The sequence below is a fragment of the Methylobacterium sp. J-043 genome, from assembly GCF_022829505.1.
GTDB lineage: Bacteria > Pseudomonadota > Alphaproteobacteria > Rhizobiales > Beijerinckiaceae > Methylobacterium > Methylobacterium extorquens_A.
The window spans coordinates 1-24,749 of the sequence record NZ_JAKSYB010000011.1 but is presented as its reverse complement, the minus strand read 5'-3'; the positions used below and the strand labels follow the sequence as shown (position 1 = coordinate 24,749).

At 68.0% G+C, this 24,749-nt stretch carries 21 protein-coding genes; 9 read left to right on the top strand and 12 right to left on the bottom strand.

What is annotated here, in order from left to right:
- Nucleotides 1-8: 8 nt before the first annotated feature.
- Complete coding sequence (locus MKK50_RS00350) at nucleotides 9-1,202, bottom strand: aminotransferase class I/II-fold pyridoxal phosphate-dependent enzyme (protein WP_499019608.1); 1,194 nt, start codon at nucleotides 1,200-1,202, stop codon at nucleotides 9-11.
- A 365-nt stretch (nucleotides 1,203-1,567) separates the two neighbouring features.
- Entirely contained in the window at nucleotides 1,568-2,602 is a 1,035-nt protein-coding gene (locus tag MKK50_RS00345; protein WP_499019606.1) for a hypothetical protein, read from the bottom strand.
- A 346-nt stretch (nucleotides 2,603-2,948) separates the two neighbouring features.
- On the opposite strand from MKK50_RS00345, the gene MKK50_RS00340 reads away from it, so the two are divergent.
- The gene (locus MKK50_RS00340) at nucleotides 2,949-3,113 is read left to right on the top strand and encodes a hypothetical protein (protein WP_193763184.1); all 165 of its coding nucleotides are present in this window, start codon (nucleotides 2,949-2,951) and stop codon (nucleotides 3,111-3,113) included.
- Between the two features lie 203 nt (nucleotides 3,114-3,316).
- On the opposite strand, the gene MKK50_RS00335 is transcribed toward MKK50_RS00340, so the two are convergent.
- Nucleotides 3,317-4,681 (bottom strand): RsmB/NOP family class I SAM-dependent RNA methyltransferase, encoded by a 1,365-nt coding sequence (locus MKK50_RS00335; RefSeq protein WP_499019603.1) that lies wholly within the window; start codon nucleotides 4,679-4,681, stop codon nucleotides 3,317-3,319.
- A gap of 89 nt (nucleotides 4,682-4,770) precedes the next feature.
- Here MKK50_RS00335 and MKK50_RS00330 point away from each other — a divergent pair, with 89 nt between their 5' ends.
- Nucleotides 4,771-4,998, top strand: a complete 228-nt coding sequence (locus MKK50_RS00330; protein WP_499019601.1) for a DUF1674 domain-containing protein — start codon at nucleotides 4,771-4,773, stop codon at nucleotides 4,996-4,998.
- 56 nt (nucleotides 4,999-5,054) lie between these two features.
- Here the strand turns inward: MKK50_RS00330 and MKK50_RS00325 are convergent, their stop codons facing one another.
- Complete coding sequence (locus MKK50_RS00325; RefSeq protein WP_003604954.1) at nucleotides 5,055-5,825, bottom strand: NAD kinase; 771 nt, start codon at nucleotides 5,823-5,825, stop codon at nucleotides 5,055-5,057.
- A 105-nt stretch (nucleotides 5,826-5,930) separates the two neighbouring features.
- Between MKK50_RS00325 and cutA the strand changes: the two genes are divergently transcribed.
- On the top strand, nucleotides 5,931-6,254 hold the full coding sequence (cutA, locus tag MKK50_RS00320; protein WP_499019598.1) for a divalent-cation tolerance protein CutA: 324 nt from the start codon (nucleotides 5,931-5,933) through the stop codon (nucleotides 6,252-6,254).
- A 79-nt stretch (nucleotides 6,255-6,333) separates the two neighbouring features.
- On the opposite strand, the gene MKK50_RS00315 is transcribed toward cutA, so the two are convergent.
- Nucleotides 6,334-6,495, bottom strand: a complete 162-nt coding sequence (locus tag MKK50_RS00315) for a hypothetical protein (protein ID WP_253367688.1) — start codon at nucleotides 6,493-6,495, stop codon at nucleotides 6,334-6,336.
- Between the two features lie 275 nt (nucleotides 6,496-6,770).
- On the opposite strand from MKK50_RS00315, the gene MKK50_RS00310 reads away from it, so the two are divergent.
- Nucleotides 6,771-7,316, top strand: a complete 546-nt coding sequence (locus tag MKK50_RS00310; RefSeq protein ID WP_499019596.1) for a PilZ domain-containing protein — start codon at nucleotides 6,771-6,773, stop codon at nucleotides 7,314-7,316.
- Nucleotides 7,317-7,581: 265 nt separating this feature from the next.
- Nucleotides 7,582-9,060, top strand: coding sequence for a glucose-6-phosphate dehydrogenase (zwf, locus tag MKK50_RS00305; RefSeq protein ID WP_499019595.1), 1,479 nt, complete (start codon nucleotides 7,582-7,584; stop codon nucleotides 9,058-9,060).
- 256 nt (nucleotides 9,061-9,316) lie between these two features.
- Here the strand turns inward: zwf and MKK50_RS00300 are convergent, their stop codons facing one another.
- The 3 genes from MKK50_RS00300 to MKK50_RS00290 form a co-directional block, all read right to left on the bottom strand.
- Entirely contained in the window at nucleotides 9,317-11,677 is a 2,361-nt protein-coding gene (locus tag MKK50_RS00300) for a PAS domain-containing sensor histidine kinase (RefSeq protein WP_499019593.1), read from the bottom strand.
- A 185-nt stretch (nucleotides 11,678-11,862) separates the two neighbouring features.
- A complete protein-coding gene (gene pepN / locus MKK50_RS00295) occupies nucleotides 11,863-14,499 on the bottom strand; it encodes an aminopeptidase N (RefSeq protein WP_499019592.1) in 2,637 nt (878 codons plus the stop codon).
- Between the two features lie 79 nt (nucleotides 14,500-14,578).
- The gene (locus MKK50_RS00290; RefSeq protein WP_499019589.1) at nucleotides 14,579-15,487 is read right to left on the bottom strand and encodes a hypothetical protein; all 909 of its coding nucleotides are present in this window, start codon (nucleotides 15,485-15,487) and stop codon (nucleotides 14,579-14,581) included.
- Nucleotides 15,488-15,880: 393 nt separating this feature from the next.
- Here MKK50_RS00290 and MKK50_RS00285 point away from each other — a divergent pair, with 393 nt between their 5' ends.
- Entirely contained in the window at nucleotides 15,881-16,321 is a 441-nt protein-coding gene (locus tag MKK50_RS00285) for a VOC family protein (protein WP_499019587.1), read from the top strand.
- A 45-nt stretch (nucleotides 16,322-16,366) separates the two neighbouring features.
- Here MKK50_RS00285 and MKK50_RS00280 read toward each other — a convergent pair whose 3' ends face one another.
- Complete coding sequence (locus MKK50_RS00280) at nucleotides 16,367-16,531, bottom strand: hypothetical protein (protein WP_499019585.1); 165 nt, start codon at nucleotides 16,529-16,531, stop codon at nucleotides 16,367-16,369.
- Nucleotides 16,532-16,630: 99 nt separating this feature from the next.
- Nucleotides 16,631-17,140, bottom strand: a complete 510-nt coding sequence (locus MKK50_RS00275) for a hypothetical protein (RefSeq protein ID WP_499019581.1) — start codon at nucleotides 17,138-17,140, stop codon at nucleotides 16,631-16,633.
- 677 nt (nucleotides 17,141-17,817) lie between these two features.
- On the opposite strand from MKK50_RS00275, the gene MKK50_RS00270 reads away from it, so the two are divergent.
- The 3 genes from MKK50_RS00270 to MKK50_RS00260 all read left to right on the top strand — a co-directional run bounded on the left by MKK50_RS00270 (nucleotide 17,818) and on the right by MKK50_RS00260 (nucleotide 23,243).
- On the top strand, nucleotides 17,818-21,495 hold the full coding sequence (locus tag MKK50_RS00270) for a PAS domain S-box protein (RefSeq protein WP_499019580.1): 3,678 nt from the start codon (nucleotides 17,818-17,820) through the stop codon (nucleotides 21,493-21,495).
- A 151-nt stretch (nucleotides 21,496-21,646) separates the two neighbouring features.
- Nucleotides 21,647-22,726, top strand: coding sequence for a sensor histidine kinase (locus tag MKK50_RS00265; RefSeq protein ID WP_253367703.1), 1,080 nt, complete (start codon nucleotides 21,647-21,649; stop codon nucleotides 22,724-22,726).
- An 88-nt stretch (nucleotides 22,727-22,814) separates the two neighbouring features.
- Nucleotides 22,815-23,243 carry a SufE family protein gene (locus MKK50_RS00260; protein WP_499019641.1) on the top strand — a complete coding sequence of 143 codons (429 nt, stop codon included), beginning with the start codon at nucleotides 22,815-22,817 and terminating at the stop codon, nucleotides 23,241-23,243.
- A gap of 36 nt (nucleotides 23,244-23,279) precedes the next feature.
- Here the strand turns inward: MKK50_RS00260 and MKK50_RS00255 are convergent, their stop codons facing one another.
- Together MKK50_RS00255 and MKK50_RS00250 are read right to left on the bottom strand one after the other, a co-directional pair.
- The gene (locus MKK50_RS00255; protein ID WP_499019577.1) at nucleotides 23,280-24,122 is read right to left on the bottom strand and encodes a DUF6456 domain-containing protein; all 843 of its coding nucleotides are present in this window, start codon (nucleotides 24,120-24,122) and stop codon (nucleotides 23,280-23,282) included.
- Between the two features lie 118 nt (nucleotides 24,123-24,240).
- A complete protein-coding gene (locus MKK50_RS00250; protein ID WP_499019575.1) occupies nucleotides 24,241-24,435 on the bottom strand; it encodes a hypothetical protein in 195 nt (64 codons plus the stop codon).
- Nucleotides 24,436-24,749: the final 314 nt, after the last annotated feature.

Below are 24,749 nucleotides of genomic sequence, written 5' to 3'. Positions count from 1 at the left end.
GCCGACACTTAAGCGGCGACGCGTAGGCTCGGCCGGCGCGAACGCTCGGCGAGATCGGCGCGTGCCCGGTCCAGCGCCGCGGCAACCCCGATGGCGGCCCGTTCGATCTCCGCGTCGGAATGCTCGGCGGTGACGTGCATCCGCAGGCGGCTGGCCTCGTCCGACGCGGTGAGATCGACCAGCAGGCCGAGTTCGATCAGGTGCGGTGCGGCCAGGCGAGCGAGTTCGCCGGAGCCAATCGCGACGGAGACGATGGTGCAGGGCTCGCCGCAGACGGCGAGCCCCTGCTCGCGCAGGGCCGTGCGCAGGTTCAGCACGTTGCGCATCAGCCGGGCGCGGCGCTCGCACCCGTCGGCCTCGTCGAGGATGGCGAAGGCCTTGAGGATCACCGCGATCTGGATCGGCGAGAGGGCCTGCGCGTCGGCCTCGGCGGCCCGCAGGCAGGCCGTCACCGCGCGGGTGCGGGCGGCGACGAAGCCGCCGTTCGAGGCGAAGCACTTCGAGAAGCTGCCGATGACCAGGTCGGCCTTGCCCAGCATGTCCTGAAGGCCGAGATGGCCGCGCCCATCCTCGCCGAGACAACCCAGGTCCTGGGTTACGTCCACGAGGAGGGTCGCGCCGTACTCGTCACAGAGCGTGCGCAGGGCGGCGAGGTCCGGCGTGCCGGAATCGAGCGGAGACAGGCTCTCGGTCACGACGAGGATGCCGTTCTCGGCGTCGCGCGCCCGGATGGCCCGAAGCCGGGCGCGGCAATGCCCGGCATCGAGATGGCGGAACGGGTGAAGGTTTGCGGTCGCGGCCTCGGCACTCTCCCGGAGGCCGTTCCGGATGGCGGCATCGATCACCACGTGGTCGGTTGGGCGCACGAGGCCGCGGATCACGGCGCGGGCCGCGGCGCGGCCGGTCGCGCACAGCAGAGCTTCCTCCATCTGAAGGAAGTCGGCGATCCGGCGCTCCAAAGCCACCGAGAGACCGGGATCGCCGGCTTCGGCCGCGGCGCAGACGCTGCGCACGCCGAAGCGGCGAAGGGTGTCGGCGGCGGTGGCCACGATCTCAGGGTGGGTCGAGAGGCCGAGGCAATCCTGCGAAGCGAAGTCGAGCCCACGGAGAGGGCGGTCGCTGAACGAGGCGGCCTTCGGCAGAAGGCGGACGCCGTCCGTGCGATCCCGGTCCGTCGCGTCGGTCTGTTCACGATGTCTCATGCCATCCCGTCCGATGCCGCGTCGATCTTGAGACCCGACTTTCGGCGGGGGCGGCTTGCCATCGGGTTAAACGGCAACGGTCCAGGGAAAATGCATCGGCGCGTATTTAACGAAATGCTTCTTCCGGCATTTTGAACTGATCGCCGATTTTCCTCTTTGGTGCCGAGATGAGAGGGGCGCCGGCTCGGCTAAACTTATCGAAACGTGAATCGAGATGACTGGAAATCTTTCGCAAACCATTCTCGTGCGGTTGGGATCGGCTGCCGTCCCCTGCCGCTGATGGATGCTGCGCTTCCAAACGGTTCGGGGCGCCCCCTTGTCCAGGCGGCGCCCCAGCATCGTGCGCGATCGGGTTTGGCGTCGGATCAGATCACCGGGATACCCGTCATACTTGCGCCAATTCCGTAGCCGTCGCCGAAGAGGGCCTCGTGGGCGAAGTAGTAGACGCCGAGGAACAGCATCAGGGCGCTGGCATAATAGACCGGCGCCAGAACCACGTCCCGGCGGGTGGCGGGCACTCGGGCGTCGTCGGCGGCGATGGCGATCAGGACCGCGATGATGCCCGAGTGCCCGATGGCGTCGATCTTGCCGAACTCGACGATGGCCGAGATGAAGACCGCCGTCAGGATGATCGCCGAGGCGCGGCGCACCAGGGGCGTCCAGATCAGGGCGAAGGCCAGCGTGAACTCGATGATGCCGGCGGCCTGCATGAAGAGTTCCGGCGAGGCGCCCATCGTCATGGCGGGCTTGGCCGCGATGAGCGGATCGGTCCAGTGCGGGTAGGCCCACTTCTCGACCGAGGCCCACATCAGGGTGATCGCGGCGGCGATGCGCACCACGTCGATCGGGCGCTGGCCGAACAAGTCGCGGTCGAGGGCGGTCAGGGCGAGGAAGGCGGCCACGCCGAGGAACACCGGATAGTCGGCGAGGTGGAAGACGCCGTAGTTCCAGACGGCGAAGCCGAACAGGAACACGATGCCGGCGGCGGTGAAGGGCAGGGTGCGCTTCCAGAGCAGACCGGCGGCCATGGCGAGCTGGAGCCACGGGATCCAGGCGACATCGGTCTTCAGTTCCGGCGTGAGGATGATGCCGCCGAGGTTCCAGAGTGAGACGAGGAAGAAGCCGACCACCGCCCGCACGATCAGGCCGCTGTTGACCCGAGCGAAGGCAGTGACGCGATCCAGCGCGTTGAGGAGCGCGGTGCCGAGCGGCGTGCCCTCCATCAGGCAGCCGAACATCAGGCAGACGAGCGCCAATCCGGTGAGAAGCTCGAAGTCGGCGCAGAGGACCTGTTCGAGGCCGCGGGGCTGCCCGGCGACGTCGAACGCACAAAACCATTTGACGTGGGCGCTGGCCGCCCCCGTCCCGAAAATCAGGAAGCCTGCTGCGCCTGCAAGCATGAGAGGAGAGCGCACCCAGAAGCTGGACACGTGAGACATGGAGCCGCCGAAACGGGAGGGAAGTTCGTTGTGCAGGAAAAACTTAACGCAATCTGACGGGCCTTGCTAAGGCTTTGTTTACCCACTTGAACGATTGGTTAACGGGGATTGTGTAACAAAGGTTATGCAACCTCCGGGCGCTCGACCTGCTTCGTCGACGCGTCGTCTTTTCGGGGTGATCGGCTAACCTGTGGAGAACGGGGGTAGCGGGGATGCCCGACAGCGCGGCAGGCGCGTTAACGCCTTGGAAGGCTGTGTTGACGACGGCTGGACCGGCGCCGTGTGGGTCGCTCGATCGGGACAAGGAATGATTGCACTGCTCAGCCTCGTCAGCCTGACCTGCGGCCTCGCTCTCGCCGGACAGGCGCCGCGCTTTCCCGGCTGGACAGCCCGGATGGAGATGGCTGGCGGTCTCTCGCTCGTGACGGGTCTCGCCACGGTCGGGGCTGGCCTTGGGGCCTATTGCGGGTGAGCACGCGTGTGCTGCGCCCGGACCACGGGAAACCGGGATCAAAGGATCATACTAAATCCGTCTGATCCCTTCGGGATGGCGGATTTGGGCTTCGGCGGGATCCCATCGCGCTGGCGCGATGGAGTACCGTCCTCAGACGCCGCGCGGGCTTGCTGATCCGGTCCCCGCTTGGATCGAGCGGAAACCGTATCAAAGGTCCGGGTTCAATCGCGCCGCCGCAGAAGGCTCGCGAAGAACCCGTCGAGGCCGCCCGCCCGCCCGGTGCTGCCCACCACGTGACTGGGTAAGGTGCGCAGATCGCCCGAGGCGTCGACCAGCTCGGCATGGCCGAACAACCGATCGGGCGTGATCGCGATCCGCTCGAAGTCCGGATTGCGGGCCAGGAACGCCGCCACCTGCGCGCTGCCTTCCTCGGGCTCAAGGGAGCAGGTGCAGTAGACCAAGCGCCCACCGGGGCGCGTCAGCCGTGCAGCCTTGTCGAGCAGGCGGCGCTGAAGGCCGGCCAAGCGGATCACGTCCGCCTCGCTCTTCGTCCAGACGACATCGGGATGGCGGCGGATCGTGCCGGTCGCCGAGCAGGGCGCATCGAGCAGCACCGCATCGAAGGGCGCGTCCTCCGGCAAGGCGAGGGCATCGGCGGTGAGCACCTCGGCGGAGAGGCCGAGGCGTTCGAGGTTCCGGCCGAGGCGTTCCAGCCGCACGGCCGAACGGTCCACCGCCGTCACCGCCGCGCCTGTGGCGGCGATCTGGGCCGTCTTGCCGCCAGGGGCCGCGCAGAGATCGATGACGCGCTCGCCCGAGACAGGTGCCAGCAGCCGCACCGGCAGGGCGGCGGCGGCATCCTGCACCCACCATGCACCCTCGGCGTAGCCGGGAAGCTCGGCCACCGCCTGCCGCACCTCGGCGAGCCGCACCGAACCGAGATCGAGCCGGATGCCCCCGAGCCGCTCGGCCCAGATCTCCGGATCGTGCGGAACCGTGAGATCGACGGCCGCGCCGTCGAGATGCGCGACGGCGATCCGACGCGCCGCCTCCTCACCGTAGGCAGCCTGCCAGCGCCGGGCGAGCCAGTCCGGGGTGTTGTGCGCGAGCGGATCGCTCTCCTGGGCCCGGATCGCGTCACGCTCGCGTACGATCCGGCGCAGGACGGCGTTGACGAGGGGCGCGAGGTGCTGGAGCTGCGGATCGGCTTTCGCGAGGCGCACCGAGAGATCGACGGCGGCGTGGTCGGCGACTGCCAGATCGAGGATCTGCGCGGCGCCCGTTATCAGCAGGGCGAGGAGGTGGGGACGATCCTCCGGCAAGCCGTCCCGCAGGCGGGCGGCGAGCGCCGCCTTGATGAAGCCGAGGCGGCGGAAGCTCGCCGTGGCGATTGCCCGGGCGAGTGCGGCTTCTCCCGCATCCAGCCCCGCGCCGCGGGCGGCCTGGGCGAGTGCGTCCTCGAGCGCGAGGCCGCGGGCTGGCCCGAGCAGGGTCGCCACCGCTTCCCGCGCCGCGTGGCGCGCCGCTAGGCCGGGGACCGACGGGTCAAAGGGGGGCGGCGGTCGGCGGTTGGGGGGCGGTGCCACGCGTAAAAGGCCGTTCTGGGCTAAAAGGGATCGGCGGGGTCTCGCCCCGGAGCCGACGCAGTCACATCTGTCGGCAAGGTATGCAAGCTATGAAGGAGACCGGCATGACGCAGGCGGACGCTAAGGAGCCGGACGCGGCCTCGCGCGCGCTTTCCCCGGCGGCGCAGCGCGCGCTGGCGGAAGCGGCCGAGCGGCGGGCAGCGATCGACGCCCGCGCGGCCAAGATCGCCGAGCGGCCCGAGAGGCTCGGGCGCGGCGGGCTGGAGCCGGTCCGCTACGCGGATTGGGAAGTGAAAGGCCTTGCCAGCGATTTCTGACCGGACGCCGACCCTGACCCCCTCGAAGGGCATCCGGCGTCGGCCTCGGGAGCGAATCAGCCGAACTGCTCGCGCAGGATGCGCTCTTCCAGGCTGTGACCGGGGTCGTGCAGCAGCACGAGATCGGTGGCGTGGTCGAGCCACGTCTCCACCGTGCAGACCCGGCGGAACTCGGTGTGGTCGGCCACCGCCGCGACGGGGCGGTGTTCGGCGTCGATCACGTCGATGCGGATGCGCGCGTGGTTCGGCAGCAAGGCGCCGCGCCAGCGCCTGGGCCGGAAGGCCGAGATCGGCGTCAGTGCCAGGAGATGCGCGTTGAGCGGCAGGATCGGCCCACCGACCGAGAGGTTGTAAGCGGTCGAGCCGGCGGGAGTCGCAGCGAGGATGCCGTCGGCGATGAGTTCGGGCAGGCGCACATGGTCGTCCACCGAGACCCGCAGCTTCGCGGTCTGGTGGGTCTGGCGCAGCATGTAGACTTCGTTGATCGCCCGCGCCGTGTGGCTGTTCCCCTCGGTGTCGGTGGCGATCATCGTCATCGGGTGGATCGTCGACCGCTTGGTCGCCTCCAGCCGTTCGAGCAGGCCTTCTTCCCGGAACTCGTTCATCAGGAAGCCGACCGTGCCGCGGTTCATGCCGTAGATCGGCTTGGGCGCGTCCATGAAGCGGTGCAGCACCTGCAGCATCAGGCCGTCGCCGCCGAGTGCGACGACAACATCCGCCTCTTCGGGCGAGACATGGTCGTAGCGGCGCATCAGCAGGTCCGCCGCCTCCCGCGCGTCGGCTGTGGGGCTCGCCACGAAGGCGATCCGTGAGAAGCGACGCGGCATCCGTGCTGTCAGCCCTATTGACGGGAAGAGGCCGAGCCGGTCTCACTCGGGGTCCGAACCGGCCACCCGCGAACGGGCGCCGGTCTGCCGAGGGAGAGCCATAGCATGGAGCGACCGCTCCTCGTCTACACGACCTTTCCCGACGCCCCGACCGCGCTCGACATCGGGGAGGCGCTCGTGCGCGCCCGCCTTGCGGCCTGCGTGAACGTTCTTCCGGGAATGCAGTCGGTCTATGCCTGGAAGGGCGAGGTCGAGCACGGCACGGAGGTCGTCGCGATCCTCAAGAGCCGGGAGGGACTGGCCGACGCCCTGGCGGCGGAGCTGAAGCGGCGGCATCCCTACGAGACCCCAATCATCCTGCATCTCCCGGTCTCGGGGGCCGACCCGGACACCGCGGCCTGGATCTGTTCGGAAACCGGCCTCGGCTGATTGAACCCATCTCGGCCGACATGCGAAGGGCGCGGACCCCGTCACCGGCGCCGCGCCCTCGAGACGTCTCTCTGGCGCTTCAGGCGCCGAGAAGGGGTGGGAACAGGCGCTGCCGGTGGGCGATGCTCGCCTCGTAGCGCTCGGCCTGCAGCCTTGTCAGGCCCGAGACCAGGGCCATCGACCCGCGATAGACGGTGTAGGTGCCATCCTGGGTCGGTTTCACGCGAATGAGCTCGGACATGGGACCTCTCCCTGCCAGGGGTCAAACTTCGAACGCGTTACGATGGCGACAGGTTAATCGGTTGTTCATGTCTTGCAAGCCGGTTTGAGCTTTGCGTCACAGACTATTTATGCTGCACCGCAAGAAGAGCCGGCTTGTTTTGCAGTGCGGCTGCGATCACGAGAATTGAGATCGATTTCTCTTGAATATCGGCTCAGGCTCGGCCGCGCAGGCCTTTATCGGCGACGCTCTGTGCGCGCTTGGTGCCGAAAACGTGTTCGACGAATGCCAAGTTTTTGCGCAACGAGATGCACGCGGGGGACGGGAGTCTGTCGCAATGCACATTTTGCATCAACACTTTGCCGGTATCGTCCGATCCGAGAAGCCTTATGCCATGGGCACCCATGCCGGACTCCCAGCCCCAGGTCGCCGACTTTCCCTTCGAGTTCATCACCGAAGACGCTGCGGCACAGGTCGAGGCCTCGCTTGTCGCGCGGCGTGAGGAACGGACATCGACGAACTGGATCGCGCTGATCCGGCTGTTCGACGGCACCGAGATTCCTTGCAACGTCAAGGATATCTCCAAATCCGGCGCCAAACTCGGCGTGCCGGCGGCCTATGAATTGCCATCCGCCTTCATGATTCGAATCATTGGCCGGGACTTCGTGCTTCGGGTCAATCTCGCTTGGCGGCGAGGCAATTACGCGGGCGTGCGCATCGAACGCATCGCCAAGCTGCCGGTCGCAGACGATAAGAAAGCCGTAGCCGTCGAGACGGGCTCGAAGCCGAACCCGAACTACAGCTCCATTGGCTCGCGCCGCAGCCGCACCTCGGCCGAGTGAAGCGACGGACCCGCGAGCGGGGGTTGGTCGTCGCCCTCCACCGGACGTGAGCGACGCACCGTTCCGGTTCGGTCGTCTTGGCTTGTTTGTTCGGCAGCGCACTTGCAAGGCGTCGCCGTGAACCGATAACCCACCGTGCCGGACGCTTCCGAGCTTCGGTAACCGCTCGGGTACGAGCCGCGGGGCTGCAGGAGCCGTTTTCGGCCGCCGACCGGCACCTCGAATCCTGCGCGAAACAATCTTGCGCGAAACATGGGAGCCGTGCTTGGCCACCATCATCCCCGTCTCGCCCTTCGATTACGTCGTGTTCGGCGCAACCGGCGACCTGACGCAGCGCAAGCTCCTGCCGGCCCTCTACCAGCGCTACCGTGACGCCCAGATCCCCGAGACGAGCCGCATCATCGGCGCCTCGCGCAGCCACATGAGCATGGAGGAATTCCGGGAGCACGCCCGCGACGCCCTGAAGAGCTTCGTGCCGCCGGCCGAGATCGACGATGCGCGCCTCGCCGGCTTCCTCGATCACCTGTTCTACGTGGCGGTCGATGCCCTGGGCGACGACGGCTGGGACGATCTCAAGAGCCTGCTCGACGAGCGGCCCGACCGGATCCGGCCCTACTATCTCGCCACTTCGCCCGATCTCTACGGCTCGATCTGCCGCAATCTCGACCGCTACGGGCTGATCGGCGAGAACAGCCGCGTCGTGCTCGAAAAGCCGATCGGCAAGGATCTGAAATCGGCCCGCGCCATCAACGACGCCGTCGGCGCGGTGTTTCCCGAGAGCCAAATCTTCCGCATCGACCATTATCTCGGCAAGGAGACGGTGCAGAACCTGTTGGCTCTGCGCTTTGCCAACACGATCTTCGAGCGGCTCTGGAACGCCGACGTGATCGACCACGTGCAGATCACGGTGGGCGAGACGGTCGGCGTCGAGGGGCGCGGCGGCTATTACGACACTTCCGGCGCCCTGCGCGACATGGTGCAGAACCATATCCTCCAGCTCCTCTGCCTCACGGCGATGGAGAGCCCGATCTCGCTCGAAGCGAACTCCGTGCGCGACGAGAAGCTGAAGGTGCTGCGCGCCCTCAAGCCCATCACCGCCGCCGACGTGCAGAGCGTGACCGTGCGGGGGCAGTACGTGGCGGGCGCGGTCAGCGGCAGGCCGGTGGAGGGCTACCACACCGACCTCGGCAACAATGCCGCGAGCCGCACCGAGACCTTCGTCGCCCTCAAGCTCGAAGTGCGCAGCGGGCGCTGGGCGGGCGTGCCGTTCTACGTGCGCACCGGCAAACGCCTGCCGAAGAAATTGTCCGAGATCGTGGTGCAGTTCCGCGCCTCGCCCTTCTCGATCTTTCCGACGGACGCCTTCGGGCGCGAGCCGAACCGCCTCGTCATTCGGCTTCAGCCGGAGGAGGGGATGAAGCTCGAAGTGATGACCAAGGATCCGGGACCCGGCGGCATGCGTCTGCGCCCGACCAATCTCGACATCTCGTTCGAGGAGACGTTCAAGCAGCGCTATCCCGACGCCTACGAGCGGCTTCTGATGGATGTTGTGCGTGGCAATGCCACCCTGTTCATGCGCCGCGACGAGGTTGAGGTGGCCTGGGCCTGGGCCGACACCCTGCTCAAGGCCTGGGCCGACCGCCCGGACCCGCCGCGCCCCTACGCCGCCGGAAGCTGGGGACCGACCGCCTCGATCGCCCTGATCGAGCGCGACGGCCGCACGTGGCATGAGGAAATCGGCTGACGCCTCGGAGCATGGGGTGATCGGCCTCGAGCAACGTCCTGGATATCGGATCCAGGATGATGCTCTAGGCTATTGCTTTTGCATCATTTTTTCAGAAAGCCGGCAGCCACCTTTCGGGACGATGCTCTAGGCCGCTCACATCGGCGTCGGCGCCTGTGGCGGCTTTCTTCGCAGCGCGGAGTCCCGGTGCTCGGGGTGACGCGCCGCATCGACATCGCCCATCACGGGGGCGCGACACCCCCCGCCGGGCTGATTCTCAGAGGGCGACGATCCTGTCGCCTCCGGCCCGGGGCACGCCGGTCATCTCGCCGATCGCCGCCAGCGTGTCCCGCTCGGCATCCCGTGCGACCTCGGCGAGGCGCTCGGGCGTCGGCATCGGCAGGCGTACCAACACCAGGGTGCCGATCCCTTCCTCCGAGCGGATGCGCAGCGACCCGCCATGCAGCTCCGCGGTGGAGCGGGCGATGGCAAGGCCGAGGCCGGAGCCCTTGTAGCTGCGGGTCAGATTGGTCTCGACCTGCTCGAACGGCCGGCCGAGCTTGGAGATCGCCGCCTTCGGGATGCCGATGCCGGTATCGCCGATGAACAGGTGGACGAAGCCGTTGCAGGAACGGCCGCGCAGGGCGACGCGCCCGCCCTCGGGCGTGAACTTCACCGCGTTCTGGATGATGTTGAGAAGGATTTGCTGCAGCGCCCGTTCGTCGGCCAGAACGTGCAGGGCACCGGCGAGTTCGAGATCGATGGAGACGGATTTGCTCGCCGCCTCCTTGGCCACCAGCATCACCGCCGAGCCGAGGGCCGTGTCGAGGCTGATGTCGCGGCGCACGAGCCGCACCCGCTTCGCCTCGATGCGCGACATGTGCAGGATGTCGTCGATGACCGAGAGCAGGTAGGTGCCGCTCTGCTGGATGTCGCGGCAATAATCGGCGTAGCGGGGCGAGCCGAGCGATCCGTAGACCTGGCTCTCCATCAGCTCGGCAAAACCCATGATGGCGTTGAGCGGCGTGCGCAGCTCGTGGCTCATATTGGCCAGGAACTCGGACTTGGCCTGATTGGCGATCTCGGCGCGGGCCTTCTGGTCGAGATGACGCTCGGCGAGGTCGGCGAGCTGCTGCGTCTGGGTTTCGAGGGTGCGGCGGGATCGCTTGAGATCCTTGACCGTCTCGATCAGCTCGCGCTCCGAGGTGACGAGCTGCTCCTGGTGCCGCTTGAGGCTGGTGATGTCGGTGCCGACCGAGACGTAACCGCCGTCCTTGGTCCGCCGCTCGCTGACCTGGAGCCAGCGTCCGTCCGTCAATTCCACCTCGAAGGTGCGCGACGGGCCGCGTTCCGAGCCCGGAATGCCCCGGCGCACGGGGGGGAGGGCGCCTCGTCCCATGATCTCGTCGTAGCGGCGGCCGGGCACCGCATCCTCGCTGGCCAGGGCGTGCAGGTCGCGGAACTTCGAATTGCAAAGCACCAGCCTGTTGCTGGCGTCCCACAGCACGAAGGCTTCGGAGACCGCTTCCACCGCGTCGCGCAGGCGCATGTCGGCGGTGGCGGTGAACTCGGCGAGCCGGCGTTGCTCGGTGACGTCCATGGCGATGCCGACGAGATGGCGGCTGCCGTCGACCGCATCCTCGACGATCTCCGCGCGGGTGCGCAACCAGATCCACGCGCCGGACGCATCGCGGATGCGGAACTCGTGATCGACGGTGGCGTGGCTCGCGGCGAGATGGCGGGCAAGGCTGTAGAGATCGCCGTCCTCGGTGTGCAGCAGGGCGTTCACGTCGCCGAAGGAAAGAAGATCCTTTTCCGGCGTGTAGCCGAGCAGGGCGTACATCGAGTCGGACCAGAAGATCGTGCCGCGGGCGATATCCCAATCCCAGAGGCCGCAGCGCCCGCGCCCGAGGGCCGTGTCGAGGCGCTGCTTGACGAGATCGCAGACCTCGTCCGCCGCCTGCGCCCGCTGCGTCTGCAGGATGTAGGCGGTCGCCATGCCCGCCAGAACCAGGCCGATGGCCGAGAGGGAGACCGCGTGGTGGCCGAACATTCGCCACCAGTTGTCGGCCAGCGGCTCGAACCTCTGGACGACCGCGACTTCGCCCATCCCGTCGGACAAACGGCGTGCTGCGACGACCGCCTGCCCGCCGCCCTGGAGATTCACCGTCATCGCCCCGGCGCTCTCCCCGAGGATGGCGATGGGCTCACCCTCGGCGAGATACCCGGCGAAGGTTTCGGCCGGGGCGGGCGCGGGATAGGCGGCGCGAATCCGGCCGCCGGGGCCGATCACCAGAACCGCGCGGCCGGCCGGCAGGAGATGGACCGGCAGCACGCGCTCGAGCCGCGTCTCGGTAGCGGAGGACGGGCTCGACAGAGCGAGCGCGGAGAGGCGCGCGAAGGCCTCGACCTCACGGGTGGCCACGCGCATCGCCTCGTCGTGGCGCCCGCGCATCTGCACGGCCGCCACGCCCAGCAGCGTGAGCATGAAGGCGACGAGCAAAGCCGGAAGCGCGTAGCGAAGCCACGTCTCCGCCCGGATGAGGCGGGCCTGGGCAGTGCCGGTCGTACGTTGGATCCCGAGGATCGTGTCCGCGCGTGCGCGCGCGGACAGGGACGCGGACACCGCCCCCGACATATCGACACCTCTGCACTGTTTGGAAACGGCGCCTTGGCCTGGGCCGCGCCGGCTGCTTCGAATCGTATTCACAATGGACATCGCGGACCGGCGTTTGTCCACGCCGTTTTTGGGACGGAGAATTGACACGGCGCGGCCGGCAGCCGCCGCGGGCCACCGAAACGCTTTCCTCACCAAGCCCTTAACTAGCCGGCCAAACTCCGTGTCCCGATATCGGTCACATCACGAGAAAGACCGGGCGTGGCCGTGATGCGACGCAGGGCCGTCTCGGCGGCTGCCCGCCGCCCCGATTCGAGGCGGCGCCACGGGCCGAAGGCGGTCATCAGGCGCGCGGCGACCTGCGGGTTGGTGCCGTCGAGCGCCAGCACGGTCTCGGCCACTAGGGCGTAGCCGGCCCCGTCCGCGCGGTTGAACTGGGTCGGGTTGGCGAGGCTGAAGCTGCCGACGAGGGAGCGCACGCGATTCGGGTTCGTCATGGCGAAGGCCGGGTGGCCCTGAAGGCGGCGGATGCGCGCCACCGTCCCGTCCTCGGGGATCATCGCCTGGATCGCGAACCACTTGTCGAGCACCAGCGGCTCGCTCGCGTAGCGTTCGGCGAAGGCCGACAGCGCCGCCTCACGCGCCTCGCCCGGCAAGAGAGCGAGGGCGGCAAGCCCGGCGAGGGGGTCGGTCATGTTCGTCGACCCCGCGATCTGTGCCTGCGCCAGAGCCGTGCCGGCCTCCGGGTCGGCGGCGGCGATCAGGTCGAGGGCGACGTTGCGCAGGGCCCGGCGCCCGGCCGCGGCCGCGTCGGGCGAGAACGGGGTGCCCGCCGGCTCCGCCAGAGCCTCGCGCAGGCTCAAGAGCCGGGCCGCCAAGCCTGTGCCGAGGCGGCGGCGCAGATCGCGGCGCGCGGAGTGAATCGCGTCCGGATCGATCTCCGTTCCGATCTCGTCGGCAAGGTCGCCCTCGCTCGGTAGGGCCAAAACCTGCGCGGCGAAGGCCGGGTCGCGCAGGGCCTCCGCATCGAGGAACGCGCCGAGCGCGGCGACGAAGTCGTCGGCACCCGCGTCGCCGGCCGTCTCGCCGCGCACCTGCGCCGTCATGAGCCCGAGGGCGATGCGCTGGGCCGCCTCCCAGCGGTTGAAACTATCGGGGTCGTGGCGCAGCAGGGTCAGGCGGGCCGCATCGTCAAGGGTGGTCTCGACGCGGACCGGCGCGGAGAACCCGCGAAACAGCGACGGCACGGGTGCCGCGCCGACATTCTCGAAGGTCAGGGTATCCTCGGCGCTGGCGAGCACGAACACGCCGTCCTCGACCCGCTCGGCGCGGGGGCCGTCGAGGGGGCCATTCGGGCCGACGAGGCCAAGGTCGATCGGGATGACGAGGGGCGGTGCATCCGCCCCGGCGCCGGGGCGCGTCTGGCGGAAGGCGAGGCGATAGGTCCGGGCCACGGGGTCGTAGGTGCCGGAGACGGCGACCCGCGGCGTGCCCGGCCGCTCGTACCATTCAGCAAAGCGCGAGAGGTCGCGGCCCGTCACCGCCGCGAAGGCGTTCAGAAAGTCCTCGACGGTGGCGGCCGTGCCGTCGTTGTCGGCGAAATAGCGGTCCATGCCGGCGCGGAACGCGGCCTCGCCGATCAGGGTGCGCAGCATCCGCACGATCTCGGCGCCCTTCTCGTAGACGGTCGCCGTGTAGAAGTTGTTGATCTCGGCATATTGCTTCGGCCGCACCGGGTGGGCGAGCGGTCCGGCATCCTCCGGAAACTGGCGGGCGCGCAGGTTGCGCACCTCGGCGATCCGGTGGACCGCGCGCGAGCGCATGTCGGAGGAGAATTCCTGATCGCGAAAGACGGTCAGGCCCTCCTTGAGGCAGAGTTGGAACCAGTCGCGGCAGGTGACGCGGTTGCCCGACCAGTTGTGGAAGTACTCGTGGGCGATGATCGCCTCGATCGCGGCATAGTCGCCGTCGGTCGCGGTCTCCGGGCTGGCAAGGACGTATTTGTCGTTGAAGATGTTGAGGCCCTTGTTCTCCATCGCCCCCATGTTGAAGTCGGAGACGGCGACGACGTTGAACACGTCGAGGTCGTAGGCGCGGCCGAACGCCGTCTCGTCCCAGGCCATGGAGCGTTCCACCGCGTCGAGCGCGTAGGCGGCCCGGTCCGCTTTTCCCGGCTCGACATAGACCGCGATCTCGACCGCGCGGCCCTCCATGGTGGTGAAGGGCTTGGCCACCCGGTCGAGCCGACCGCCCACCAGGGCGAACAGGTAGGCGGGTTTGGGCAGCGGGTCGTGCCAGACCGCGTAATGCCGGCCCGTCCCCGGCACTGTGCCCATCTCGACCGGATTGCCGTTGCCGAGCAGCACCGGGGCGGCCTCCCGCTCCGCCTCGATGCGGGTAGTGTAGACCGACAGCACGTCCGGCCGGTCGAGGAAGTAGGTGATCTGCCGGAATCCGTCGGCCTCGCACTGGGTGCAGTAGACGCCGTTGGAGCGGTAAAGGCCCATCAGCCGGGTGTTGGCGGTGGGGTCGATCCGGGTCTCGATCCGAAGGGTGAACGGACGCTGCGGCGGGGTGTGCAGCGTCAGGCTCGAGGCATCGGCCCGGACGGCGTCCGGCGCAAGCGCCTGCCCGTCGAGTTCGAGCGCCAGGAGCGTGAGGTCGTCGCCGTCGAGAACGAGGGGTGCGCCCGCACGGCCCGCTGGATTTGGGCGCAGCGCCAGGGTTGCGGTCACGCGGGTGTCGTGCGGGTCGAGGCGCACGTCGAGTTCGACCCGGTCGATGAGGTGGTCGCTCGGGCGGTAGTCTTCGAGGCGAACGGTCGGGGGCGTCTCGGTGCGCATCGGTCTCGGGCTCGCCGTCGGGAAAAGCGTCCCGTCTTCTAGAGGCGATCCCTACCGAGCGGAATCCGTCGTGGATCGATCAGGCCGCCGAGACCGCCTGTTTCGCCTGATGCCGGAGGGCGAGCCGGTAGGTCAGGTCGCTCTGCGCCAGACTGCCCGCGATGAAGCGATCGAACGCGGCGACCCAGTGCGGGGTGAGGTGGATATAGGCGTTGCGCGGTCCCGAGCGGACGAGGAAGTTCCGCTCCTGCGCAACGGTCAGAATGTTGCGCACATGGCTGCGCGAGACGGCGAAGCGCGGCGCGAGATGGACGAGGTCCGATCCCCGGATGCAGCTCTCCGGGTCGCTTCCGCCCATCTCAGAAAGCGCCAGCAGGATGATCAGCGCGCTCGTGCTGCTGAGAAAGACGATGATCTCGAGGTTGCTCCACATCATGGCGATGATCGCATCGAAGGCGGCGACGGCGGACCGGGCGTGGGCCGCCTGGAATCCCAAGTCGCGCCGCTGCGCCGGTTCGAAACCCGGATCGGGATAGAGCCTGTCGAGCGGTGCGTAGTGGGCGGCCTTCCATTCGCGATCCCAGGCGAGGAGGCGCTCGGTCGGAAACAGGAGGCGCACGCGGCTGTCCTCCGGCTGCTGCCGGAGTTCGAGATAGTTGGTCTGCACGAGGCGCGCGACGAAGCTGTCGATCAGCCTCGGGCTGGCGAAGCCGAAACGGGCGACCGTCTCCTTGAGCAGGCTCAGCGTCGGCCAGGTCGCCCTGTCCGCTGGATCGTAATTGGCATGCTGGCAGACGATGATGGCCAGGGTGGTCACCCGCCCGGCATCGGCGCCGAACTGGGCGGGAAACACGCCGGCTTCGTAGACCTTGGCATGCTCCGAGACGAAGACGCGGCGCGCCTCGGCAAAGTCGGGATGGGCCAGGATCTGCTCGGGCGTCGCGTGTTCGACCTCGCCGATTCCCCGGATGACCGAGCCGGTCCTCATGCGCCGTCTCCCGGTCGCGGCGTGCCTGATCGGACCATCATCGCAGGATGGAACGAGGCGACGCTGGCCCGATGCAATTTGCGGAAATGAAAGCTCTCAGACGCGGCAATGTGCATGACGCCAACTCATCCACGAATGGCAATCTCGCATTGTTCAGTGTAATTTTGAATTAATATGCCAACAATCTTGCAGATGCTCGATAGAGAACGTGGTCGGACCGATCAATTGCACCAAGCGTGGCGCTTTATCAAAATCATGTTATTGGCTGACGGCCCGATGCTCTCCGGCGGGCGCTGGCCGACAGGCCGCGCGGGATCATGATCGGCCGCCCCGTTGACGGGCGTGTGCGCCGGGCCAGATAGCCGGCCATCCCTGTCATCATCCGGTGTGGCCATGGAATACTTGCACACGATGGTTCGCGTGGCGGACCTCGACCGCGCACTCGCCTTCTATGTCGATTCCTTCGGGCTCAAGGAGGTCCGGCGGGTCGAGAACGAGAAGGGCCGTTTCACCCTCGTCTTTCTCGCCGCTCCGGGGGATGTCGAGCGTGCTGAGACGACGAAGTCGCCGCTGATCGAGCTGACCTACAATTGGGATCCGGAGACCTATTCCGGCGGGCGCAACTTCGGGCACCTCGCCTATCAGGTCGATGACATCTACGCCTTCTGCCAACGGCTGAAGGATGCGGGCGTGTCCATCAACCGGCCGCCGCGCGACGGGTACATGGCCTTCGTGCGCTCGCCCGACGGCATTTCCATCGAGATCCTGCAGAAGGGCGGCGCGAAGCCACCGCAGGAGCCGTGGGCCTCCATGGAGAATACCGGAACCTGGTAGTCCGGCGGGTGGGCGCCCGGGCTCGATGCCCCGGCGCCCGTCCGGTCAGACTTCGAGTTTGGGCGTGATGCCGAGTTCGGCGAGCTTGGCGCAGACCGCATCGACCGGCCGCTTGAGCCGGAGGCTGATGACGGAGACGGGTATGCCCTCGCGGGCCATGCTGCGCAGGCTCTGGACGGCGTCGAGGCTCCAGTTGGTATCGACCGACATGGCTTCCTCCTGTTTCTCAGGCGGCAAAGCGATCCGGTGAGACATCCTGCGGATTGCTTCCCCGGAACGAGGTGGATCGCAGGGGCAGGCGCGGCAACCTCACGCCGAACATCTGTGCATGCTCGCGAGTTGGGCGGCGCGAAGCGTCGGCCGACCCTGGAACGCCCCACGGAGCGGGACGTGTAGGCTCGAACGCTCCACGGCGAGGAGGATGTTGCATCCCCCCACAACGGCGCCCATCCCGTCGCGCAACGCCGTCGGGTAAGGCAGGAACGCCATTCGGCTCCCATCCGGCCGTTCGAGACCGATCTGGATGCCGCGCACCGCGCGGGCGCCTCTGAGGGTGAGCGCCAACGGCGACAGGTCGTGCGGCAGCGGCGTACCGTCCGCCTCGAACAGCCGCCAAGCCCCGCACCAGCGCGCCTTGCCGATCACGGGGCGGAATCCCCAAAGATGTGCGGCGGCTTCGTTGTAGTAGGTCAGCCAGCCGTTGGAATCGGTCGTATAGAGTGGCGCATCGATCTGCCGAAACAGATCGGCCCGCGACGGCTCGTAGTTCCAGTCAGAATCGGGCGCGTCGAAATCGTAGGTGAAATCGTCCGTGTTCATCAGGCTCCCCAGGACGTCCGGGCATTCGAAATGCCCGCTGCCAGCACTTCGTGCCCCCCTCTGTCATGGGTTCCTGGGGACCTCCCGGCGCCTCGGCCGGTTTGGAAGGTCCTTCGGAGCGGTGCCGGAGCGCCACCCTCCAGATCGTCCAACCCTTGCGGGATTGTGCCTCGAAGCTTCCGGGGGCGGTCGCTCCTCGACGCCATGAACGGCATATTGGGCCGAACTGGGCTCTCTCGCCGGGTCTGATACGGACGACGGGTAGAATGCACGTCTCGCCACATGAGGCAAGCACCTCAACGGCATTTCACGAACCGGACGCCTGATTTCGACCGATTGAACTTATTGCAATGCAAAAAAGGACTGAGTTTCGTGCGGGATGATGCAGGTTCCATCTTCGGCAATGCGCTGAATACCACATTTGTTGTATGTCACGTCCATCATGCCAGGACCGGCTGCCGCGTGTCCGTTTCCGCTCGAAACGTCACGAAGCGGTTCTTGGCGGGACCTGCATTGATCCGCTGCAATGATTCGATGCACACCCATCACGAGCCTTCCATGCATTGGCCCATCGCAGGGGACGCCGCCGCCGAGGAGCCTTCACTGTCCCATCGGTCCGCAAGCGCCGCTCCCGTCCGCGGTCCGGATCGCATCCACGGCCGGCGGAGCTTCGTTCGATGACCCGACTTCTCGCTGGCGAGAGCGTGCCGGCGTCTCTGCGTTTCCTTGCGGAGGGCGGGCAGACGGGCCGTGAGATCCTGGCCCATCCCTGGTCGGACACGTCGCTCGGGCCGCTGGAGGATTGGCCGGTCTCCCTGCGCACGACGCTGGCGACGATGCTAGCCTGCCCAGCCGCGATGTTCCTCGCCTGGGGGCCCGAGGGGATCTCCTTCTTCAACGATGCCTACCGGCCGGTCTTCGGCGACCGCTTGTCCCGGGCACTCGGTGCGCGCTTTCGCGAGATTTGGGCCGACCTGTGGGAGGATATCGGCCCGTTGGCCGATGCCGCTCTGCGCGGCGAAAGCGTCGCCCAGCACAACCTGCCGCTTCTCATGGATCGCTACGGAGTGCCCGAGCAGAGCTGGTGGAGCTTCACCTACTCGCCGGTGCGCGACGATGCGGGCCACATCAACGGCATGATCTGCGTGACCGCGGAAACGACGGCCGAGGTGCTGGCCGACCGCGCGCGCCGCCGCAGCGACGAGCGCCTGGAGATGGCGCTCTCGGCTGGAGGCAGCATCGGCATCTGGGACTGGGACGTGATGGCCGATCGCGTCACCGCCGATCCGCGGTTTGCCGCGCTCTACGGCGTCGATCCGGAGATGGCGGCGGCCGGGGCGCCCGTCAGCGCCTTCTTTTCCGGAGTCCATCCCGACGACCTGCCGCGCCTGAGATCGAGCATTGAAGCGGTGCTCGGCACGGGGGGGCAATTCGATGCGGAGTACCGTCTTGTTCAGGGGGACGGGAGCATCCGCTGGGTCGCGGCGCAGGGTCGCTGCACAATGGCTGAGGATGGGACGCCGCGCCATTTCCCCGGCGTCAGCTTCGACATCACCGAGCGCAAGCGCATCGAGCAGGCGCTCCGCGACAGCCAGGACCGCTTCCGCGGCATCATCAACTCGGTCGATCAGATGATCTGGTCGACGCGGGCGGACGGCTACCACGACTTCTACAACGAGCGTTGGTACGCGTTCACCGGCGTCCCCGCCGGCACGACCGACGGCGAGGCCTGGAGCGGGATGATCCATCCCGATGACCGTGAGCGGGCTTGGGCCGTTTGGCAGCATGCCCTGGCCACGGGGGAAAACTACCAGATCGAGTATCGCCTGCGGCACCGCTCGGGCCTCTACCGCTGGGTGCTCGGCCGAGCCCAGCCGGTGCGCGATGCGGACGAGCGGATCGTGCGCTGGTTCGGCACCTGCACCGATATCCACGACCGCAAGCTCGCGGAGGAGCGCCAAGCCTTCCTGCTGGGCCTGAACGACCGGCTGAGGGAGGCGGACGACCCGCAGGCGGTGACGCAGGCCGCGGCCGCGACGCTCGGTGCCCATGTCGGCGCGGCTCGGGCCGGCTATGGCGAGATCGACGAGGCCGGCGAGATCGTGCGGGTCGAGCGCGACTGGACCCGCGACCCGTCGGCGCCGAGCCTCGCGGGCGTATCGCGCATCCTCGACGGGTTCGGCCCGGCGGCGATCGCGGAGCTGCGGGCCGGGCTGACCCTCGTGGTGGAGGATTGCTACGCCGACCCCCGGGCCGGGCGCGATTATGCGGCGACCTGGGATTCCGTCGGGTGCCGGTCGCTCGTCGTCGTGCCGCTGATCCGCGAGGGGCGACTACGGGCGATCCTCTACCTGCACGAGCCGCAGCCGCGGGTCTGGCGCCCCGAGGAGATCGGGCTGGTCGAGGATGTCGCCCAGCGCGTCGGGCATGCCGCCGAGCGCGCACGCGCCGAACAAGCCGAGCGCGCGAACGCCCGCGAACTGCGCTTGGTCGCCGATTCGCTGCCGGTCCTCATCGCCCTGTTCGATGCGGACGGCGTCTGCCGCTTCGCCAATGCCGCCAGCGCCGACTGGTTCGGCATCCCTCCGACGGAATCGGTCGGGCAGACGCTTGCCGCGCTGATCGGGCCGGCGGATTTCGCCGAGGCGCGGCCACGCTTCGAGAGCGCCCGCGCCGGCCACGATGTTCGCGCCGAGCGGGCCTGGCCGCGTCGGGACGGCAGCTCGCGCATCGCCGATATCCGCTACCTGCCGCGACCAATGCCGGACGGCTCGAGCGACGGAGCCTACCTGTTCGTTACCGACATCTCGGATGCCAAGCGTATCGAGGCGATGCTGGAGCGCGAGGTCGGCGAGCGCACCCGCGAGCGCGACCGCCTCTGGCAGACCACCAACGACCTGATGGGAACGGCCGGCCTCGATGGCCACCTCCGCAGCGTCAATCCGGCCTGGGGGCGCCTGCTCGGCTGGAGCGAGCGGGAGTTGCTCGAACGTCCGTTCCTCGATTTCATCGACCCCGAGGACCATGCCGGCACCGGCGCGGTGCTGGCACGGCTCGCCGGGCGCGAGCAGATCACCGATTTCGTCGACCGCATCCTCAGCAAGGACGGGCGCCGGCGCACGGTGATGTGGACGGCGGTGCCCGAGGGCGGCTGCTTCCACTTCGTCGGCCGCGACATCACCGACCAGCGTCTCGCCGAGGAGCAGTTGCGGCAGGCGCAGAAAATGGAGGCGGTCGGCCAGTTGACCGGCGGCATCGCCCACGATTTCAACAACCTCCTCACGGGCATCATCGGTTCGCTCGACCTGATGCAGACCCGTATCTCCCAGGGCCGCGTCGAGACCCTGGAACGCTATGCCGGGGCGGCCCTCACCTCGGCTCACCGTGCCGCGTCGCTGACCCATCGCCTGCTTGCTTTCGCCCGGCGCCAGCCGCTCGAACAGAAGCCCGTCGATGTGAATGCGCTGCTGGCCGGCATGGAGGAGATGCTCCGGCGCGCGCTCCCCGAGCAGGTGCCGCTCGACATCGTCGCCACGGACGGGCTCTGGCCCACGCTCTGCGATCCGCACCAGCTCGAAAACGCGGTGCTCAACCTCGTCATCAACGCGCGCGACGCCATGCCGGAGGGCGGCCGGCTCGTTGTCGAGACCGGGAATATCCAAATCGAGCCCGCCGAGTTGAGCCTGCATCCGGGCGCCCGCGAGGGTGCCTATGTCTCCATCCGCGTCACTGATACGGGCCACGGCATGCCGCCGGAGGTCGCCGCCCGGGCCTTCGAGCCGTTCTTCACGACCAAGCCCCTCGGCATGGGGACCGGTCTCGGCCTGTCGATGATCTACGGTTTTGCCCGTCAGTCGGAGGGGCATGCCCGGATCGTCTCCGAGCCCGGCCGGGGTACGACGGTGACGATCTACCTGCCCCGCTACCACGGCGCGTTGCCGTCGGAGCAAGCGTCGGCCGCCTCGCACGAGCCGGCGCGCACCGAGCGAAGCGAGACGGTGCTCGTCGTCGAGGACGAGCCGGTGGTGCGCAACCTCGTCGTCGAGGTGCTGCGTGAACTCGGCTACCGCGCCATCGAGGCACCGGACGGGCCCTCCGGCCTGGAGATCGTGCGATCGTCCGCCCGGATCGATCTCCTGGTCACAGATGTCGGCCTGCCGGGTCTCAACGGACGCCAACTTGCCGACCACGCCCGCGCCCAGCGGCCGGGGCTGCGGGTGCTGTTCATGACCGGATACGCCGAGGATGCGACCTTCGGCGGCGGCCGGCTCGATCCGGACATGCAGATGATCACCAAGCCGTTTCCGGTCGAACGGCTCGCTGCACGCATCCGTGAGATGATGGAGCTTTCGTGAAAACCGGCCTGATCGTGGCTTGAAACGGGGGCTTTTCCGCCCGACAGCACACATCGACTTAGGGACGGCCCGGAACGGCCCAACACCGCGCACGTTGACCGGCGCGAAGAGGAAGTCGTTTCAGGCTGCAGCAAGCGAATAGACGAGCGGTATGGGTGCTGACACGCCACAGGGCGGCCTTTCGGGGAATGGCGGGACGGACACCGCGTTCGACCTCAGCGACGGCTTTCGCCGCTTCGCTGACCACGTGCCGCTGATGATGTGGCGGACGGATGACTCCGGCCGCTCCACCTATCACAACGAGTGCTGGCTCCAGTTCACGGGACGTGCCCTGGCCGACGAGATCGGCAATGGCTGGCGCAACGGGTTGCATCCGGACGATTTCGACCGCCACGCTGAGATTGTTGCGAAATCAATTGAGTCGCGCCTTCCCTTCACCGTGGAGTTTCGCCTGCGCCGTCACGACGGCGCCTATCGCTGGCTCCTCGATACCGGCCGTCCGCTCGAGGAGAACGGCGTCTTCCACGGCTATCTCGGCTCGTGCTTCGACATCACCGACCGGAAGAACGCCGAGGAGCATGCCGAGCGCGCCCTGGTCGAGAAGGAGACGCTGCTTGCCGAAATCTACCACCGGGTGCGCAACAACCTCCAGGTGATGGTGAGCCTGATCGGCCTCTACGGCCGCGCCGCACCGGATGCCTGCCGCGGCAGCTTCGATGCCCTGGGCCAGCGGGTGCGGGCGATCGCCCTGGTGCAGCAGCATTTGCACGAGGCGCCACACATCGCCTCGATCGACCTGCGCGATTATCTGCGGCGGCTCGCCTCCGGGCTCGGACAGTTGCGCCGGGCCGGGCGGATCGGCGTGACGGTCGACGGGGACGGGACGAGCCTGGTCGAGCCGCGCACTGCCAACGCCCTGGGCATGATCGTGGCCGAGGTCGTCGCGGAATGCCTCGATGCCACGACGGAGACGGTGACCTGCGGCATCAGCATCCGCATCGAGGCCGGGGCCGGCGCGCCGGTGCGCCTCTCGGTCGTCTCCGGGTCCGGAGAGGCCGCTGCGGAGGGGCGGGAGGGCGTGCCGAAGCTCGGTCCCCGCCTCATCGCCGCCTATGCCGCGCAGGCCGAGATCGCGGTCAGCGGCACGGCGACGGCGGCCGACCCGCTTCACCTGCAATTGCCTGAGGCCCGCGCCTACGTGCCGCCGACACTTTCGCCCTCCCTGAGCTGAGGCAAAGGGTTCAGGCGGGTGCCTCGCGGCCTGGGCTAACGATCGCTATATCGGATTCGATTGACCGATGCGCCTGAACGCGAGTGCCATGCTCCCCGACCTCGACACCATCATCGAGAACTTCGAGATCCTCGACGACCCCATGGATCGCTACGAGTATGTGATCGAGCTCGGTAAGCTGATGCCGAAAATGCCGGAAGCGGCAAAGGTCGAGGACAACCGCGTTTCCGGCTGCGAAAGCCAGGTGTGGATCGACGTCTCTCTAAAGGACGACGCGGGTCACCCGGGGCTGAAGCTCGAAGGGGACAGCGACTCCCATATCGTGAAGGGCTTCGTGGCGCTGATGGTGGCGCTCTACGAGGGGAAGACGCCGGACGAGGCGATCAAGGCCGACGGCTTCGATCTGCTCAAGCGTCTCGATTTCGGCGCGCACATCACATCGAAGCGCTCGAACGGCGTGCGCGCGATGGTGGACCGCATCCGGAAGGATGCGGGCCGCCTTCAGACACTGAACTGACCCGCCACGAGACCTAAGGCGGCGTGCCAGGGGATCTCAGGACGAGGCCGGCGGCCGGTCCGTCTTGAGGCGCCATGCGCGGGTGCGGGCCCGCTCCGGTCCTGTCGCCTCGCGCGCGATGCCATAATGCTCGGCGAGCCGGCCGAGGGCGATCCGGGCCACCACCTTGGCGGATCGCGCCGGCCAGCGCCGCTCCGCCTCGATCCGTTCGAGGCCCTTGAGGAAGCCGCACAGGTCGATCAGAAGCCCCGACAAATCCGAGCCCACCGCCGCCAGCGCGAGATCTACCCGCTGGCGCGCGGCAATGACCCGGTCGGAGCCCGAACTCGGATCGCGCGGGCCGCCGCCATCGACGCGCGGGGCGGTCCAATCGGTCGAGAGTTGCGGCATCATCTGTGCCGAGGCGAGGTCGTGACGCAGCCGCTCGCCCGCCGCGAAGGCGGCCGCATCGATCATCGGCTCTCCGTCGCGTCCGCGCCGCCGCGCCATCCAGGCCAGAGGGCTCTCCGCCGTGTCCCGCACCCGTTCCCCATCGCCCGTGCGCTCCCGGACCACGGCGAGGTGCTGCATTCGGAAGCTGTCCGGCCCGCCGATTTCCGCTCGCCGTAGACGGGCGCGACCGGCTGCCCCGATGACCAGCCGGTTGCGCCGCCCGTCATCGCGCGATGCGAGATCTGCCGCCACCAGCGCTTCGCCGGCCCGTACCGGGAAACGCCCCGCGCCCAGCGATACCCCTTGTCCGCCGCTGCGCACGATCAGCGTTTCCGGCGCACTTGGATCGGGGAAGGCGTAGGCGCCCTCAGGCGCCAGCGCCGCCAGCAGGCGTTCGGCATCGCGTCCGAGACCACCCATTTTGTTCGTGTTTTGTTCTTTAAACATTGCACCACCCGAACCGGAACCGCGACGGGAGGCTAAGGGAAAATCGTCCTAATACAAGTCTTGACAGACTTTGGTGCTGCCTCAGGTTGCACCGTCACGCTGCTCGTGCCGGGCGCTTTCAGGCCTGAGACGGCTTGGTTGGTGGCTGTTTCAGGATCTCTGCGATCTCGTCCTCGGACTTGCCGCGCACCGCGTATCCCATCTGCTCGAAGCGATCGATCAGACGGTCACTGTCGCAGGCCGAGCGGGCGGCCCACTCGGCGAGCGCTTCATTGGTCTTGGCAAGTTGTTCGGAGGGGCTGTCGTCGCTCATGTGAAGGCAATGCAGCAGAGGTTGCGCCGTTCCACGATTTTATTGTTGATAATCTGATTCGCCAATCGCCCCCCCCCCCCCCCCCCCGCGACGGTCCCGCCGGCCAGGCCGGCACGCAGCGCCACCGCCTCGGTTCTGTTGGGGGGGCCGGAACGAACTGTGGTGGGCGGCATGGTGGCGGTGCCCGCCCGGCCGGGGGCCGTGCCGGTGCGGGGGTGCCGACAGACGGGCGGAAGTGTCGCGCTCGCCCACCGGCAGGTGGCGGTCGCGCCTCCGTTTGGGTCTCTCCGTGTGGGGGAGTGGTGTGTGTGTGT

Coding starts and splice junctions, on each gene's coding strand:
- MKK50_RS00350 (WP_499019608.1), bottom strand. CDS start 1,202: ATGAGACATCGTGAACAGACCGACGCGACGGACCGGGATCGCACGGAC.
- MKK50_RS00345 (WP_499019606.1), bottom strand. CDS start 2,602: ATGCTTGCAGGCGCAGCAGGCTTCCTGATTTTCGGGACGGGGGCGGCC.
- MKK50_RS00340 (WP_193763184.1), top strand. CDS start 2,949: ATGATTGCACTGCTCAGCCTCGTCAGCCTGACCTGCGGCCTCGCTCTC.
- MKK50_RS00330 (WP_499019601.1), top strand. CDS start 4,771: ATGAAGGAGACCGGCATGACGCAGGCGGACGCTAAGGAGCCGGACGCG.
- MKK50_RS00325 (WP_003604954.1), bottom strand. CDS start 5,825: ATGCCGCGTCGCTTCTCACGGATCGCCTTCGTGGCGAGCCCCACAGCC.
- cutA (WP_499019598.1), top strand. CDS start 5,931: ATGGAGCGACCGCTCCTCGTCTACACGACCTTTCCCGACGCCCCGACC.
- MKK50_RS00315 (WP_253367688.1), bottom strand. CDS start 6,495: ATGTCCGAGCTCATTCGCGTGAAACCGACCCAGGATGGCACCTACACC.
- MKK50_RS00300 (WP_499019593.1), bottom strand. CDS start 11,677: ATGTCGGGGGCGGTGTCCGCGTCCCTGTCCGCGCGCGCACGCGCGGAC.
- pepN (WP_499019592.1), bottom strand. CDS start 14,499: ATGCGCACCGAGACGCCCCCGACCGTTCGCCTCGAAGACTACCGCCCG.
- MKK50_RS00290 (WP_499019589.1), bottom strand. CDS start 15,487: ATGAGGACCGGCTCGGTCATCCGGGGAATCGGCGAGGTCGAACACGCG.
- MKK50_RS00285 (WP_499019587.1), top strand. CDS start 15,881: ATGGAATACTTGCACACGATGGTTCGCGTGGCGGACCTCGACCGCGCA.
- MKK50_RS00280 (WP_499019585.1), bottom strand. CDS start 16,531: ATGTCGGTCGATACCAACTGGAGCCTCGACGCCGTCCAGAGCCTGCGC.
- MKK50_RS00275 (WP_499019581.1), bottom strand. CDS start 17,140: ATGAACACGGACGATTTCACCTACGATTTCGACGCGCCCGATTCTGAC.
- MKK50_RS00270 (WP_499019580.1), top strand. CDS start 17,818: ATGACCCGACTTCTCGCTGGCGAGAGCGTGCCGGCGTCTCTGCGTTTC.
- MKK50_RS00265 (WP_253367703.1), top strand. CDS start 21,647: ATGGGTGCTGACACGCCACAGGGCGGCCTTTCGGGGAATGGCGGGACG.
- MKK50_RS00260 (WP_499019641.1), top strand. CDS start 22,815: ATGCTCCCCGACCTCGACACCATCATCGAGAACTTCGAGATCCTCGAC.
- MKK50_RS00255 (WP_499019577.1), bottom strand. CDS start 24,122: ATGTTTAAAGAACAAAACACGAACAAAATGGGTGGTCTCGGACGCGAT.
- MKK50_RS00250 (WP_499019575.1), bottom strand. CDS start 24,435: ATGAGCGACGACAGCCCCTCCGAACAACTTGCCAAGACCAATGAAGCG.